The organism is Buttiauxella sp. B2, assembly GCF_006376615.1.
GTDB lineage: Bacteria > Pseudomonadota > Gammaproteobacteria > Enterobacterales > Enterobacteriaceae > Buttiauxella.
Genome location: NZ_VEXQ01000022.1, coordinates 32,447 through 48,708, shown reverse-complemented (window position 1 = coordinate 48,708; position 16,262 = coordinate 32,447). Strand labels below are relative to the sequence as shown.

The window sequence follows — 16,262 nt, the reverse complement described above, 5'->3', positions numbered from 1 at the left end:
ACAAATGTGGTGGATGTCGCTGCGCTAATCCCCCCCTACAACTGTATTTCGTAGGTCGGATTAGCGTAGCGACATCCGACATTTTTTACTGGGATTGAGGCATTCTACGGATGCTCCGGCCAAAACTCCTTACAGCACGCAATCCACGCTTGCGCACTGCGCGAAATATAAACCCCTTCCCGCCAAATCATTGCCAACTGCCATGTTAAATCGCTATTTAATGGCAGCCACATCAGCGTGTTTTTATCCAGCTTCTGACAAATAGTCTCTGGCAGAATCGCAAGCCCAACTCCTGCCTGCACCATGGCCGCCAGGAAATCCCATTGCCCACTACGCACCGCAATACGCGGCGTAAATCCATGCTCGTGAAACAGTTGAATGAGCTGGCGGCTTAATGCGAAGTCTTCGTTGTAGATAAGTAAAGGATGGGCGGCGAGCTCAATGGGGTCGATGCTTTCGCGTGACGTCCATGGGCCGGAACGCGGTACCAGGACGCATAGCGGATTGTGGAGTAACGGCAGAGTCGAAAAAGTATGCTCGTCGTCTACGGGAAGTGCCGTCATGGCTAAATCCAGCTCGCCATTGAGCACCGCTTGTTGCACCGTTAACCCGCCAAATTCAGAAATCTTCAGCTCAACGGCAGGGTAGCGTTGGCGGTAGAGACTTATGGGACCTGCCATCATCATGCCGACCATCGGTGGAATGCCGAGGCGCAGTACACCTTTATTCAGATGGTTAATGTCGCCAAGTTCGGCTTCTAGTTGGCGAAATTCCGCCAAAATAGCCAATCCTCGCTGATAAACAACTTCACCGGTATCCGTCAGCAACAATTTGCGACCATCACGGATGAGCAGCGTACAACCCAGCTCATCTTCGAGGTTGCGCAGCATCTTGCTGATGGTTGGCTGAGTGACAAACATCTTCTGGGCAGCGCGGGTAAAACTTTGCTGGCGAACCACCTCAACAAAATAACGCAGTGTCCTGATGTCCATAACTATTCCTGTTGACTATACCTCTGATGATTTTAATTCATTTCAACCAATCCAGTGAGCTAACTATAATCGCCACCTCACATTTTTTTGGAGTGCCACTCTCATGGCTCTGGCGTTACGTGGTTTTACGCCTGTTTTGATTAGCCGTATTCAGGTTCCGGTACAAGTTGCTCTGTACGTCGTTATTTTTCTGTTTGCACAATGGTTAGTTGACCTCTGGCATTTGCCGCTTCCGGCAAATTTGGTGGGCATGCTACTGATGTTGTTGATGATTGTTTGCCGCGTGGTGCCATTAAAATGGATACGAGCAGGTTCGCGCTGGTTGCTGGCAGAAATGTTACTGTTCTTTGTTCCCGCTGTTGTGGCGGTAGTGAATTACGCCGAATTACTGATGGTCGATGGCTGGCGTATTTTCCTGGTCATTGCCATTAGCACTGTGCTGGTGCTGGGTTCAACGGTGCTGGTAGTGGATAAAGTGTACCGTTATGAGCTGGCGCGTATTGCCCGCAGGCAGGCTCAGGGTGAGTAATTTTCAGTTAAGTCTATTGTGTCTGGTTATCACGCTTGGGCTCTATTTTGCCAATAAAAGACTGTATCGCCGCTTTCGTAAATTACCGCTTATGCCGCTGCTACTCACTCCGTTATTGCTGGTAGCGATGTTAGTTTTGGGCCATATCTCTTATCAAAATTACATGGGTGAAACCCACTGGCTACTGTGGTTGCTTGGCCCGGCCACCATCGCGTTTGCGGTGCCGGTTTATGACAATCTCAACGTGATTAAACGCCACTGGTTGTCGCTTTCCGCTGGGGTTATCACCGCAACGGTGGTTGCTGTAACCAGTTCTGTCTGGCTGGCGCGGCTTTTTACGTTATCGGATGAAATTCAGCGTAGCCTGGCGGTGCGCTCAATCACCACGCCATTTGCGCTGGCGGCGGCAAAACCGCTCGGTGGGCAACCGGAGCTGGTGGCTTTATTTGTGGTGGTGACCGGTGTATTCGGGATGGCGGTGGGTGATGTGCTGTTTTTACGCCTCGCGATCCGTGAAGGAATGGCGAAAGGTGCCGGGTTTGGCGCGGCTTCCCACGGTGCAGGCGCTGCGCGTTCTTACGAGCTTGGCCCGCAGGAGGGCGTGGTCGCAAGCCTGGTGATGATGTTCTCCGGCATTTTAATGGTGCTGGTGGCACCCTTGGTCGGCTGGCTGATGTTTTGAACATACTGCGGTGGGTGGCAAATAGTCACCGCCTGGTGAGCGAGGAATTGTGAAGGGCGGCATGTAGATCAGAAAAAATCGAGGTTGATTGAAGGGGAAACTCCCGGCTCAGGCGAGCCGGGAGAAGGGTAAAACTCATTAATGTGCACGGCCTTGTTCAATGCCAATCCCGGTTTGGGAACGGATGAACTGAGCACGGAATTTCTCACGTTCGAGATTACCTTCCGGGCTGTTATCGGTTGCAGAGAACACCCAGATACCGACAAACGCTACCAGAATCGAGAACAGCGCCGGGTATTCGTACGGGAAGATTGCCGTTGCGTGTCCCAGAACCTGCACCCAAACTGTAGGGCCGAGGATCATCAGGATCACCGCCGTCAAAAGGCCAAGCCAACCGCCAATCATCGCGCCACGCGTGGTCAGTTTCGACCAGTACATCGACAGCAGAATAATTGGGAAGTTACAGCTTGCTGCGATAGAGAACGCCAGGCCAACCATGAAGGCAATATTCTGATTTTCGAACAAAATCCCCAACAAGATAGCCACTACGCCTAACACCAGTACGGTGATTTTCGACACGCGTAATTCATCACGTTCTGACGCACCTTTGCGGAACACGTTGGCATAGAGGTCATGCGAAACCGCAGAAGCTCCTGCCAGTGTCAGGCCCGCAACCACCGCCAGAATCGTTGCAAAGGCAACCGCGGAGATGAAGCCCAGGAACAGGCTGCCACCCACAGCATCCGCGAGGTGAATCGCCGCCATATTATTGCCGCCAATCAACGCGCCAGCGGCATCTTTAAAGGCTGGGTTTGCACCCACCAACATGATGGCGCCAAAGCCGATGATAAAGGTCAGGATGTAGAAATAACCCATGAAGCCGGTCGCATACAGCACGCTTTTACGTGCTTCGCGGGCGTCGCTGACGGTGAAGAAACGCATCAGAATATGTGGCAAGCCTGCGGTACCAAACATCAAACCTAATCCCAGCGAAAGTGCTGATATCGGGTCTTTCACCAGGCCGCCAGGGCTCATAATCGCCACACCTTTCGGATGCACAGCTATCGCTTCGGCAAACAAATTATTGAAGCTAAAGCCGACATGTTTCATCACCATAAAGGCCATGAAACTTGCACCGAACAACAGCAACACGGCTTTGATGATTTGTACCCATGTGGTCGCCAGCATGCCGCCGAACAATACGTACATCACCATCAGCACGCCAACCAGCACTACCGCAACGTGGTAGTTCAGGCCGAACAGCAACTGGATAAGTTTACCCGCACCTACCATCTGGGCAATCAGGTAGAGTGCGACCACCACCAAAGAACCGCAGGCTGACAGAATACGGATTGGCCCTTGTTTCAGGCGATAAGATGCCACGTCAGCAAAGGTATATTTGCCGAGATTTCGCAGACGTTCAGCAATCAGGAACAGGATAATTGGCCAGCCGACCAAAAAGCCCAGCGAGTAAATCAGGCCGTCGTAGCCGGAAGTGAACACCAGTGCAGAAATACCGAGGAATGACGCGGCGGACATATAGTCGCCCGCAATAGCCAGGCCATTCTGGAAACCGGTGATATTGCCGCCCGCAGTGTAGTAATCGCTACGAGTACGGGTTCTTTTCGACGCCCAATACGTGATACCCAATGTAAAGGCGACGAAAATCACGAACATAATAATCGCCTGCCAGTTGGTTGGCTGGCGTTGAACAGCCCCCGTAATTGCATCAGCGGCAAACGCGGATGCAGGCAGGCTTAAGAGCGGTGCGGCGATGACGCCGAGTAAACGTTTCATGATACCTTCACCTCGCGTACCACTTCGTTATTCAGACGGTCAAATTCGCCGTTCGCCCGCCAGACATAGACAGCAGTCAGGAAGAAGGAAATCAAAATTACGCCAACGCCAATTGGAATGCCGCGTGTCACCGTGGTGCCTGGGTGTAAAGGCGTGCCCAGCCAGCCGGGTGCGAACGCAATCAGCAAAATAAAGCTGACGTAAATGACGAGCATGATGATGGATAATATGGTGGCAAACCGTTGCCGTTTAGCGACGAGCTCCCTGAAATGCGCACTGTCTTCTATCCGCTGATAAATGTTGGAATCATTCATCACAGAGTCTCCAGAGAAATTCCCTTCGTCTTTTGCGCCGCAGGGGTGTTGGCTACACTCGCGCACCCCAGTCACTTACAAGTGTAAGCTCCTGGGATTTGCTCATTTGCCGCCTTCCTGCAACACAAAATCCATTGGGGATTTGGGGTGGGTTGAGGTTTTTTTATTGTGTTTTCCCCTCTCTTTGAAGGAGAGGGGCAGAGATGTTACGAAGGCATGGTAATAGCTTGTTTTTCTTCCAGCAGTTTCTCAACAACACCCGGATCGGCAAGCGTTGAAGTATCACCTAAGTTGCTGGTATCGCCGGCGGCGATTTTGCGCAAAATACGACGCATAATTTTGCCGGAACGCGTTTTTGGTAGTGAATCAGTCCAGTGCAGAATATCCGGCGTGGCAAGTGGGCCAATCTCTTTACGCACCCAATTGCGTACTTCGGTATACAGCTCTGGTGTCGGTTCTTCGCCATGATTTAGCGTGACGTACGCATAAATCGCCTGGCCTTTAATGTTATGCGGAATGCCGACCACTGCCGCTTCGGCGACTTTCGGATGCGACACCAGCGCTGACTCGATTTCTGCGGTGCCCAGACGGTGCCCGGAAACGTTCAGTACGTCGTCCACGCGCCCGGTAATCCAGTAATAACCGTCTTCGTCGCGACGCGCGCCGTCACCACTGAAGTACATATTTTTGAAGGTCGAGAAATAGGTTTGCTCGAAGCGCTCGTGGTCACCAAACAGTGTGCGAGCCTGGCCCGGCCATGAATCGGTGATCACCAGATTGCCTTCGGCTGCCCCTTGCTGCGGGTTACCTTCGTTATCCACCAGTGCGGGCTGAACGCCAAAGAATGGGTGTGTGGCAGAACCGGCTTTCAGCTCGGTCGCACCTGGAATTGGGGTAATCATGAAACCGCCGGTTTCGGTCTGCCACCAGGTATCAACAACCGGGCATTTTTCGTTACCGATTTTCTTCCAGTACCATTCCCATGCTTCCGGGTTGATAGGTTCACCCACAGAACCGAGGATACGCAGCGATGAGCGGTCGGTCTTTTCAATCGCTTTGTCGCCCTCGGCCATCAGCGCACGAATCGCCGTTGGCGCGGTGTAGAGAATATTAACTTTGTGTTTATCAACCACCTGCGCCATACGATTTGGTGCAGGCCAGTTTGGTACGCCTTCAAACATCAGCGTGATGGCACCGCACGCCAGTGGGCCATAAAGCAAATAGCTGTGACCCGTCACCCAACCCACGTCAGCGGTACACCAGTAAACGTCGCCTGGATGGTAATCAAACACATATTTGAAGGTGGTTGCGGCATACACCAGATAACCGCCGGTGGTGTGCAATACGCCCTTTGGCTTGCCGGTTGAGCCTGAGGTATAAAGAATAAATAGGGGATCTTCGGCATTCACTTCCACAGGCTGGTGGTGCGCACTGGCTTTCTCAACCAGTTCGTTCCACCACAGGTCACGGCCCTGATGCCACTCAATATTTCCGCCGGTACGTTTAAGTACAACAACGTGTTCAACGGTTTTAACGTTAGGATTTTTCAGCGCATCATCGACGTTTTTCTTCAGCGGAATGGAACGCCCGGCGCGCACGCCTTCGTCGGCGGTGATGACCAGACGAGAGCTGGAATCAATAATACGCCCGGCGACCGCTTCTGGTGAGAAGCCACCAAAAATCACGGAATGCACAGCACCAATGCGCGCACACGCCAGCATCGCAACAGCGGCTTCCGGCACCATAGGCATGTAAATCGCCACTACATCGCCTTTCTTTATGCCCAGTTCTACCAGTGTATTGGCAAAACGGCATACTTCACGATGCAGTTCGCGGTAAGTAATCGTTTTACTCTGTGTTGCGTCATCACCCTCCCAGATGATGGCAGTTTGATCGCCTCTTTCTTTCAGGTGTCTGTCCAGGCAGTTGGCGGCCAAATTCAGCGTGCCGTCTTCATACCATTTGATAGAGACATTTCCTGGCGCGAAAGAGGTGTTTTTCACCTTTTGATAGGGCTTGATCCAATCAAGGATTTTCCCTTGTTCACCCCAAAATGCATCAGGGTCATGTACCGAATGTTGGTACATGGATTGGTACTGCTCCGGGTTTATCAGGCAATTGTCCGCAATGTTTGCGGGAATGGCGTGTTTATGTACTTGGCTCATGGCTTTTTTTCTCCTTGTAGGATGTTAATAATATGTCACGCAAACGTTAATTGTAGGGGCTTTGGGCGCTTTGTTTACTTTTTGGGCGACAGATCACGCATTAATTAAATTGTTGAAAATCTAATCAATAACACAACGACACAGAGATAATTAGCGATGAGGATTATCAAGGAAGGTAATTAATAAATAATATTTATAACAACAACATGGCTGCGGTGAAAAAAAGAGCTGCCAGCCTGGCAGCTCTTTCTGTATTAACCCGCCGCGCTCTCGCGCAGGCTGGCTTTTAGCTTACTGTACTCATCAATCACATACTGTTCGGCGGCTCGCTGATCGGCAATCGGCTCGACGCGCACGGCGCAGTATTTGTACTCCGGTGTTTTGGTAATCGGACTGAGGTTTTCAGTCACCAGCTCGTTACAAGCACCAATCCACCACTGGTAAGTCATGTAAACGGCACCTTTATTAGGGCGTTCGCTCACATTCGCACGCGTGATAACACGACCTTTGCGTGAATTGACCCACACCAGCGCTTCATCTTCGATACCCAAACGGGCGGCATCGTCGATATGGATTTGCGCATAACCTGGTTCATCGGCAAGGGCTGCCAGCGCTGCACAGTTACCGGTCATTGAACGGCAAGAGTAGTGGCCCACTTCACGCACCGTTGAAAGCACCATTGGGTACTCTTCGGTGATGCGATCGATTGGTGGTGCCCAGTCACAGGTAAAGAACTCACCCAAACCATTTTCACGGTCAAACTTACCGTCATACAGGAACGAGGTTCCCTGGTCGCTTTCTGCTACATCGCGGCAAGGCCACTGGATATAACCCAGCTCACCCATTTTCTCGTAAGTGGCACCGTAGAAATCAGGGCACAGATTGCGCAACTCATCCCAAATTTCCTGGGTGTTGTTGTAGCTCATCGGATAACCCATACGGGTGGCGATTTCACTGATAATCTGCCAGTCCGTTTTTAAGTCCCACTTCGGTTCCACGGCTTTAAAGAAGCGCTGGAACCCACGGTCAGCGGCGGTATAAACCCCTTCATGTTCACCCCAGGAGGTCGATGGCAAAATCACATCGGCAGCAGCTGCGGTTTTGGTCATGAAGATGTCTTGCACAATCACCAGCTCGAGCTCTTCGAACGCCTTACGCACGGCTGAAAGCTCCGCATCAGTTTGCAGCGGATCTTCACCCATGATGTAGGCGGCGTACACTTCGCCATGCGCCACACGGTGTGGCAACTCGCTGATGCGATAGCCGGTGTGTGCAGGTAAAGAGTCGACGCCCCAGGCTTTCGCGAACTTCTCGCGACTTTTTGCGTCTTTCACATACTGATAGCCCGGATAGGTGTCCGGCAGTGCGCCCATATCGCAAGCACCCTGCACGTTGTTCTGACCACGAACCGGGTTAACACCAACGTTAGGTTTACCCAGATTACCTGTCATCAGAGCAAGGCTTGTCAGCGAGCGAACCGTTTCCACACCCTGATAGAACTGGGTCACGCCCATGCCCCACAGAATCGTGGCAGTTTTCGCCTTCGCGTACATACGCGCTGCAGCGCGAATTTCTGCTGCCGTTACGCCGGTAATTTCTTCCACAGATTCAGGCGTGTAGCCCGCAACTATTTTGCGATACTCGTCGAAACCTTCGGTACGGGAAGCCACGAACGACTGGTCGTACAGGTTTTCTTCGATAATCACATGCCCAAGTGCATTCAGCAGGGCAATGTTAGAGCCATTTTTTAACTGCAAATGCATATCGGCGATACGCGCGGTTTCAATTTTACGCGGATCGACAACAATGATTTGCGCCCCTTTTTGCTTCGCGCGAATCACGCGGTTAGCAACGATAGGGTGTGAATCTGCCGGGTTGTACCCGAACACAAATACTAAATCGGTATCTTCAATCTCGACGATTGAGTTACTCATAGCGCCGTTACCGACCGATTGGTGCAGACCTGCAACCGATGGGCCGTGTCAGACGCGTGCGCAGCAATCGACGTTATTCGTACCAATAACGGCGCGCGCAAATTTTTGCATTACATAGTTGGTTTCGTTGCCTGTACCACGGGAGGAGCCGGTGGTCATGATGGCATCTGCGCCGTGCTTCGCTTTGATTTCGCTAAGACGAGTGCTGACGTAGTTCAGCGCTTCATCCCAGGAAACATTTTCGAGTTTGCCGCCTTTCTGGCGACGAATCATCGGTGATTTCAGGCGCGGGGTGAGGATTTTAGTATCGTTAATAAAATCCCAGCCGTAGTAACCCTTCAGGCAAAGATCGCCCTGGTTAGTTTTACCTTGAGCCGCTTCCGCCTTGACGACTTTGCCGTTATCGACCACGAGGTTAATCTTGCAACCCGAGGCACAATAGGGGCAAACCGTGACGACTTTTTTCATCAGTGTTGCTCCAGTCAATGTACCCGTCATACTTCAAGTTGCAGATGCATTGGCTGCAACCTGAATTATTTAGGGTACTTAAGTGTGTGTGACACTCACACAGCTGATCACATCTCCCAGCTTTAATGCATTATCTATGCCACATAAAAAGAATGGGAATAACAGTCATCTTACGGTGATAAAAGCAGCAAAACTCTGACGAAAAACAGTTCATCGTCAAAAGTGACGTGTCGACCAGGGCAGGGTTTGTGACACTGGTTGAATTTTCAGCATGGCTATCTGTCATTTTCGCGGCACTCCTCCAACAATCGCTCACACTTAGCTTTGACCCTTTGCATCCTCCCCGGAGAACAACAATGAAGCCTGCAATATTACTGGTGGATGACGATTTGGCGATTTGCGATGTGCTACGAGATGTGCTCAATGAGCATGTCTTTGAGGTGATGGTCTGCCACACAGGAAATGATGCATTGCAGTCAATCGCCCATCATCCGGAGATTGCACTGGTGCTGCTGGATATGATCCTGCCGGATATTAATGGGCTGCTAGTGCTGCAACAAATTCAGCGGCAGCGGCCAGATTTACCAGTAGTGATGCTGACCGGGTTGGGTAGCGAATCTGATGTGGTGGTGGGGTTGGAAATGGGCGCAGATGATTACATCGCTAAGCCGTTTAACCCCCGCGTGGTGGTGGCGCGTGTCAAAGCAGTATTGCGGCGCACCGGCGCGTTGGCTGTCGAAACAGTCACAAACAAAACCAGTGGATTGCATTTCAACGGCTGGCGGCTGGATACCGAACGCTGCCAGTTGTTTAACACTCAATTTGAACAGGTCGATCTCACCCAAGGCGAATATGGGCTGCTACTGGCGTTAATGCAAAATGCCCGAAAAGTCCTGTCGCGCGAAAGATTGTTGGAACTGACCCATAGCGAAAGCCTCGAAGTATTCGATAGAACTATAGATGTGCTGATTATGCGCCTGCGCCGCAAAATAGAATTAAACCCCCATCAACCGGCATTAATCCGTACGATTCGTGGCGTAGGCTATGTTTTTTCCGCTGATGTTAATCATGCTGAAAATAATGCTGCTTAAATCATCTAGAAATAGATTGGGCGATTACGCTATCTATTCATAACGGGTGGTTGCTCATTAATAAAACTCTGTAATTCCGTCAGTGTCTTCGCGCCATCGATAGCATTGGCGCATAAAAGATTGGCGCGAGCACAGGCATGGGCTAACTTCAGGCTGTCGATAAGCGACCATTTTTCATGGCAGCCATATAATATTCCGGCGCAGAAAGCGTCACCTGCTCCTACACTGCCAATAATTTCTTCCTGAGTGAGCATAAACGACGACACCCACACGCCTTCGCTTCCTGGTTCTACACCCCATGCACCTTCCGGGCAATGTATAACGACTCTTTGCCGCACACCCGCTTCCAGCAATTGGTTTGCCGCGATGGCGATATGTTCAATGTGGGGCGAACCGTCAGAATGACGGATTTCCAGGCCGCTAAATTCACCGGCTTCCAATTCATTAATCACCAGATAATCCAGCCAGCACAGAGCAGGGAGCACCATCGGGCGATAGCGCGGGTCACCCTGACGCGAGACTAAATCAAGCGAAGTTTCGTAGCCTTGTTGCGACATCTGTGCCAGCAATCTGGCGCTGCGCGTGCCGTATTCCGCGTCTTCCATATCCAGACTGTCGAGTAGCAGCAAGTAGCCGAGATGGAAGATTTTGAATGAAGATTCAAGGCGGTCGAAGGCCGGTAAATCGAGCAGACGATTAGCCCCCGGCGAGTGGAAAAAAGTACGCTGCCCACTGGGGTCGGTCATTACCTGCGACATCGATGTTGGTGCGAAGGTGGTGCGGTGCACGTGCTGGCGATTTACATGATACTGATCGAGCATCGCCATAATATAGTCGCCATCGTGGTCGTCCCCCACTAAACCCACCGCCTGAAGAGGCAGGCCGACATGCATTTTAGCCAGCGTCAGTAGCACGTTAAGGGGTGCTCCACCTGTTGAGCGTTCACTGTGGACGATTTCCGCAAGCCACCCACGCTGCGGCCATTGCACAATTTGGTGCACATGGTCGACCAGCATATTACCGGCGGCAATAATCCCGCTGCGCTCTGTCATAATCTCTCCTTAAGCCTTGCCTGAACTACCAAAAATGCGCATTTGCTGGGCGACGACATCAGCAATGGCTTCTTCAATACCCAGCAGCAACTCGGCGAACTCGTCATAAATGGCATGACGTTGATTCATTCTCTGCTCGATTGCACCGAGTGCGGCCTGCGACATTCCGGTATAGAAATTAATTTTGTGGATACCAAGGCTTATCGCCTTTCTGAAATCTGCGTCACTGATACCGGAACCCCCATGCAGTACCAGCGGCAAGCCCGTTTGCTTAGCGATGGCGGCAAGCCTGTCGAAATCGAGCTTCGGCTCGCCTTTGTATTTGCCATGCGCGTTACCAATGGCGACTGCCAGCGTGTCGATACCGGTTCTGTCGACAAAATCGCGCGCGACTGCCGGGTCAGTAAACTTGTTGCTGTCGGCTTCGCCATATAGCGCACCGCCTTCGTCACCGCCCACAGCACCCAGTTCGGCTTCAACTGATACACCCACTGCGTGGCACATCTTCACCACCTCGCGGGTCTGGCGGATGTTCTCTTCATATTCAAGTGTAGAACCATCGAACATGACTGAGCTAAAACCCAGACGTAAAGCGCGAACCACCGCATCAAAATGCAACCCGTGGTCGAGATTAAGTACCACTGGAATATCGTGGCGCGCCGCTTCGAATTTGACGGCTTCAACCAATGAGTCCAGTGAAACATATTTAAAATGCACTTCGGCGATATTGATGATAAACGGCGATTTTTCCTGCTTTGCGGCAGCGAAAAGGGCACGCAGAAAATGGCTGTCGAGCACGTTAAACGCCCCTAATGCGTAGCCATTTTTACGCGCGTGAGCCAGCCCGTCTGCGAGCGATATCAAAGCCATAATGAGCCCTCTGGTGTTGGTAATAGCTTAAAAATGTTGGCGATACTCGTTGCACAGCAACTGCCGTGCAGGCTCGTCTTCAATGATGGAGTTAAAACGCTCCAGTGGTTTGAGGAAGCGGTTATCACGGTCGTCATCGTTGACCATCGACACTTCCCCAACGAGCACGTCGCCGTAACCAGACTCGCCCCAGAAACTGTGGTAAATGCCGGGTACCAGACAAATGCTTTCCCCTGGTGAGAGGCGCAATTGGCTGCCCGCCGCGTGTGTCTGGCGGCAACCATCAATAACGACTGTGACGTCACTTTCTTCTGTCTGCTCGTACTGATCGGAATTCCACAGTTCCACAATCAAATTACCGCCGCCGCGATTGATAATGTCCTCGCGTTTGCGCCAGTGAAAATGCATCGGGGTAAGTTGCCCTTCGCGGACATGCATGATTTTTTCGGCATAACATTTGGCATACGGCGAACCATCGGGTGAACCGTTACGCAGAGTGAAAAGCGTCAGACCTTGGGCAAGAAAGTCATTACCACCAAACGCCGTCACATCCCAGCCGAGCTTAAGATCGAACACTTCCTGCCAAACTTGTTTATCAATCTGCTGCCATTTTGCCACGTCGAACGAGGCGAAATGGGGCAGGTGGATATCGTGCTGCATAAAGAAATGGCGAGTCTGGGACAGGATCTGATTCACTTCGGAACGTTTCATATTTATGACCTGAACGGTTTTTGTGTCGGATGTCGCTAGCGCTAATCAGACCTACAGACTCGGGTTTTGTAGGGGGGATTAGCGCCAGCGACATCCACCATTTGTGTCAATTGCTGGCGGTCGCGTTATTTCACCGTCCAGCCTTTATACGTGCCGATATTGTTCTTATCGATCATGGTCACTGGAATCAGCACGGGTTCTTTGGGCGCAGGCTTGCCTTGCAGAATGTCATAACCAATCTCCACCGCTTTCGCCGCCATCACTTGCGGGTCTTGCGCAGGTGTCGCCACAAACAGCGTATTGCCGCCGCGTTTCAATGCTTCTTCCGCATCCGGGCTTCCATCCACGCCGACAATAAAGAACTCGTTACGTTGTGCTTGTTTTGCTGCCAGATCGGCACCGATCGCTGTCGGATCGTTGATCGCAAACACGCCGTCGATCTTCGGATTTGCTGCCAGGAGGGAGGTCATCACTTCAAGGCCACCTTCACGGCTGCCTTTTGCGTTCTGGTTAGAAGAAAGGATCTTGATATCCGGGTGCTTTTTAAACTCGGTCATGCAGCCTTCAACACGGTTCTGCACGGCGGAAACCGGCGGCCCGTTAATGATAACGACATTGCCTTTTTCTTTCAGACGATCCGAAATGTACTTACAGGCCATTTCACCCGCCTGGGTGTTGTTCGAGGTGATCGTCGCATCGGCACCTTCTGCCGCCACGTCTACTGCCACCACCACGATCCCGGCTTCTTTCGCCCGTTTCACCGCCGGCCCGATCCCTTTCGAATCCGCCGCGTTCAGGATTATCATGTCCACTTTGGCAGCAATAAAGTTATCAATTTGCGACACTTGTTGGCCAAGATCGTAACCGCTGGAAACCAGTGTCACTTTCACGTTATCACCCGCCAGTTTTCGGGCTTCAAGTTCGGCACCTTTGGTTATCTGTACGAAGAAGGGGTTGGCGAGGTCACCCACCGTCACACCGATGGATTTCAGTTCTTTTGCCTGAACAAATGGCGCGCTCGCAATCAGGAGTGCAGCGGCGATTAGCTTTAAACGCATGTTGTTTTCCTCACGTAGGGTAGAGTTTTGTTGTTATGGATACAGCTATGCACTTTGATGATGACGAGTACGGTATTTGTCGATCAGAACCGCAATGATGATCACCGCACCCTTGATCACCAATTGCCAGAAATACGAAACGCCCATCAGCGTCATGCCATTGTTTAAGGTGGCGATAATCAATGCGCCGACCAGCGTGCCAGTAATCGTGCCGATGCCGCCGACAAAGCTGGTGCCACCGAGAATCACCGCCGCGATGGCATCCAGCTCATAACCCGTTCCAAGGTTGCCGTTGGCGCTGTAAAGACGCGAAGCGCTCATCACACCGCCAAGCCCGGAAAGTAAACCGCTCATGCCGTAAACGAACAGCAGAACCATCCACACTTTGATGCCTGTCAGGCGTGCCGCCTGCATATTGCCGCCGACCGCATAAATATGAACGCCAAGCGTGGTGCGCCGCAAAATGAACCAACAGACAACAATCACCGCCAGCGCAATCACCACCAGCCATGGGATCGGGCCGAGATACGAGTTACCAATCCATTCAAAATTGATATTGGAGTTAATCACCGTGGTGCCATCGGCCAGCAAATACGCCGCACCGCGCAGTGCGGTATACGTGCCGAGCGTGACGATAAACGGTGGTAGACCCGCCCAAGCCACCAGCATGCCGTTAAATAACCCAAGCCCGGTGCCCATCATCAACGCGGCAGGAATCGATAAGGATTCCCAGCCCGGCATCAGCGAAACGACCATCGCCGTCACCGCCGTGGTACCCAGCATTGAGCCGACGGAAAGGTCGATGCCGCCAGTTAAAATAATGAAGGTCATGCCTGCGGCGAGCACGATATTGATCGACGACTGACGGGCGATATTCAGCAGGTTAGATTCGGTAAAGAAGTTTGGCGTGATAAAGCCAAAAACGGCGACGATCAGGATCAAAATGGGCAAAATCCCGACGGTTTGCATCAAATCGCCAAACAGCGCTTTTTTCAGTGAGGCAGACTTTGCGACCTGTTGCGGTGTACCTGGCGCCAGAGGCGTTTCTTTACGTTGATCAATTGCCATGATGAACCGCCTTTTTGTGAGCCTCTTCGACGCCGGTAGCCAGTGTCATAATATTTTCTTGTGTGATATCAGCGGCGTGTAATTCCCCGGCAATACTGCCTTCGCGCATCACATAAACCCGGTCGCTCATACCGACCACTTCCGGTAATTCGCTTGAGATCATCAGGATCGCCACGCCCTGTTTCGCCATCTGGCTCATGATCCGGTAGATCTCACTTTTCGCGCCGACGTCCACGCCGCGCGTTGGCTCATCAAGGATCAATATTCGCGGGCCGATCGCCACCCAGCGTGAGATCAGTAGTTTTTGCTGATTGCCTCCTGATAACCCACCCGCACGCACTTGTGCATGTGGCACGCGGATATTCAACAGGCTGATGGCATCATCAGAAATGGTCTGAGCTTTTTTACGGTCAAGCCAGCCGTAGTGCGCATCGCGCTCCAGCGTCGCCATGGTGATATTGTCTTGCGCGGCTAATTCGAGGAACAAACCTTGCTCTTTGCGGTTTTCGGTCAGAAAACCAATACCATGGCTAATCGCTTCACGCGGTGAATGAATTTTGACGGCTTTGCCGTCAATTTCGATGCTGCCCCCGGTGGATTTGCGCACCCCGAAAATAAGTTGTGCTAATTCGGAACGACCAGCCCCGACTAGCCCAGCAAGCCCGACGATTTCCCCGGATTTCACCTGCAAACTCACGGGCTGAACTTTGGCTCCGTCTGTCAGGTGATGGACGTTCAGCCGCACCGTTCCTTGTGGAATATCGCGTTCTTTATTGAACAAATCACTCAAAGGGCGGCCCACCATCATGCGAACCAGTTCATTGGCGTTGAGTTTTTCACGCGTCAGGCTGCCGACGTATTGCCCATCGCGCAGCACGCTAACGCGGTCTGATAATTCATACACTTCCGCCATGCGGTGACTGATATAAATAATTGCCATTCCTTCATCGCGCAGCCGCATAATCAGCTCAAACAAGCGGTGAGTTTCGCGGGACGAGAGCGCGGCGGTAGGTTCATCCATTACTAAAATGCGGCTGTTGCGATGCAGTGCGCGGGCGATTTCTACTTGCTGCTGCTCGGCAATCGTCAGACGTGACACCAAATCGCTGGCTTTAAACTGTGCACCCAGACGGTCGATAACCGTCTGCGCCTGCATCACCATCTCTTTGCGCTTAACCAAACCGCCGCGGGAAAGTTCGCTGCCCAGAAAAATGTTTTCGGCGACCGTCAGGTTCGGTGCAAGCTGCATCTCCTGGTAAATCAGTGTGATGCCAGCGCTGAGTGCATCTTTTGGTCCTTTGATACTGTAGGGCTTGCCTTCAATCAGGATTTCGCCGCTGGTGGCGGTATAGGCACCAGCCAGAATCTTCATCAGCGTGCTTTTACCCGCGCCGTTTTCCCCCATTAATGCGTGAATTTCGCCGGGAAACACCGTCAAGTCGACACCTTTCAACGCATAAAACTTGCCGAATGACTTGGCAATATTGCGCATCTCCAGAATGGGAACGCTACTCATGGCGCGACTCCTGCG

14 protein-coding genes are annotated in these 16,262 nt (G+C 51.9%); 3 read left to right on the top strand and 11 right to left on the bottom strand.

Annotated elements, in window-relative coordinates:
* Positions 1-104 precede the first annotated feature (104 nt).
* Positions 105-992, bottom strand: a complete 888-nt coding sequence (locus FH968_RS19420; protein WP_139882394.1) for a LysR family transcriptional regulator — start codon at positions 990-992, stop codon at positions 105-107.
* Between the two features lie 103 nt (positions 993-1,095).
* Here FH968_RS19420 and FH968_RS19415 point away from each other — a divergent pair, with 103 nt between their 5' ends.
* Together FH968_RS19415 and FH968_RS19410 are read left to right on the top strand one after the other, a co-directional pair.
* A complete protein-coding gene (locus tag FH968_RS19415) occupies positions 1,096-1,521 on the top strand; it encodes a CidA/LrgA family protein (RefSeq protein WP_139882393.1) in 426 nt (141 codons plus the stop codon).
* The gene (locus tag FH968_RS19410; protein WP_139882392.1) at positions 1,514-2,203 is read left to right on the top strand and encodes an LrgB family protein; all 690 of its coding nucleotides are present in this window, start codon (positions 1,514-1,516) and stop codon (positions 2,201-2,203) included. The genes FH968_RS19415 and FH968_RS19410 overlap by 8 nt, the downstream gene beginning before the upstream one ends.
* Before the next feature lie 138 nt (positions 2,204-2,341).
* On the opposite strand, the gene actP is transcribed toward FH968_RS19410, so the two are convergent.
* From actP to fdhF, 4 genes are all read right to left on the bottom strand, one after another.
* Positions 2,342-4,000 carry a cation/acetate symporter ActP gene (actP, locus tag FH968_RS19405; RefSeq protein ID WP_139882391.1) on the bottom strand — a complete coding sequence of 553 codons (1,659 nt, stop codon included), beginning with the start codon at positions 3,998-4,000 and terminating at the stop codon, positions 2,342-2,344.
* Positions 3,997-4,314 (bottom strand): DUF485 domain-containing protein, encoded by a 318-nt coding sequence (locus FH968_RS19400; RefSeq protein ID WP_139882390.1) that lies wholly within the window; start codon positions 4,312-4,314, stop codon positions 3,997-3,999. Before FH968_RS19400 ends, actP begins: the two co-directional genes overlap by 4 nt.
* 206 nt (positions 4,315-4,520) lie before the next feature.
* Positions 4,521-6,479: an acetate--CoA ligase gene (acs, locus tag FH968_RS19395; protein WP_139882389.1), complete on the bottom strand. Its 1,959-nt coding sequence runs from the start codon at positions 6,477-6,479 to the stop codon at positions 4,521-4,523.
* Positions 6,480-6,733: 254 nt separating this feature from the next.
* A complete protein-coding gene (fdhF, locus tag FH968_RS19390; RefSeq protein ID WP_139882388.1) occupies positions 6,734-8,881 on the bottom strand; it encodes a formate dehydrogenase subunit alpha in 2,148 nt (715 codons plus the stop codon).
* A gap of 356 nt (positions 8,882-9,237) precedes the next feature.
* Between fdhF and FH968_RS19385 the strand changes: the two genes are divergently transcribed.
* Positions 9,238-9,972 (top strand): response regulator transcription factor, encoded by a 735-nt coding sequence (locus FH968_RS19385; protein ID WP_139882387.1) that lies wholly within the window; start codon positions 9,238-9,240, stop codon positions 9,970-9,972.
* Between the two features lie 29 nt (positions 9,973-10,001).
* Here FH968_RS19385 and FH968_RS19380 read toward each other — a convergent pair whose 3' ends face one another.
* From FH968_RS19380 to FH968_RS19355, 6 genes are all read right to left on the bottom strand, one after another.
* Entirely contained in the window at positions 10,002-11,024 is a 1,023-nt protein-coding gene (locus tag FH968_RS19380) for a carbohydrate kinase family protein (RefSeq protein WP_139882386.1), read from the bottom strand.
* A gap of 9 nt (positions 11,025-11,033) precedes the next feature.
* Entirely contained in the window at positions 11,034-11,894 is an 861-nt protein-coding gene (locus tag FH968_RS19375) for a ketose 1,6-bisphosphate aldolase (RefSeq protein WP_139882385.1), read from the bottom strand.
* Between the two features lie 27 nt (positions 11,895-11,921).
* The gene (locus FH968_RS19370; protein WP_139882384.1) at positions 11,922-12,605 is read right to left on the bottom strand and encodes a D-lyxose/D-mannose family sugar isomerase; all 684 of its coding nucleotides are present in this window, start codon (positions 12,603-12,605) and stop codon (positions 11,922-11,924) included.
* Positions 12,606-12,730: 125 nt separating this feature from the next.
* Complete coding sequence (locus FH968_RS19365; RefSeq protein WP_139882383.1) at positions 12,731-13,663, bottom strand: ABC transporter substrate-binding protein; 933 nt, start codon at positions 13,661-13,663, stop codon at positions 12,731-12,733.
* A 45-nt stretch (positions 13,664-13,708) separates the two neighbouring features.
* Positions 13,709-14,731 carry a ribose ABC transporter permease gene (locus tag FH968_RS19360; protein ID WP_139882382.1) on the bottom strand — a complete coding sequence of 341 codons (1,023 nt, stop codon included), beginning with the start codon at positions 14,729-14,731 and terminating at the stop codon, positions 13,709-13,711.
* The gene (locus FH968_RS19355) at positions 14,721-16,247 is read right to left on the bottom strand and encodes a sugar ABC transporter ATP-binding protein (protein ID WP_139882381.1); all 1,527 of its coding nucleotides are present in this window, start codon (positions 16,245-16,247) and stop codon (positions 14,721-14,723) included. Before FH968_RS19355 ends, FH968_RS19360 begins: the two co-directional genes overlap by 11 nt.
* Positions 16,248-16,262: the final 15 nt, after the last annotated feature.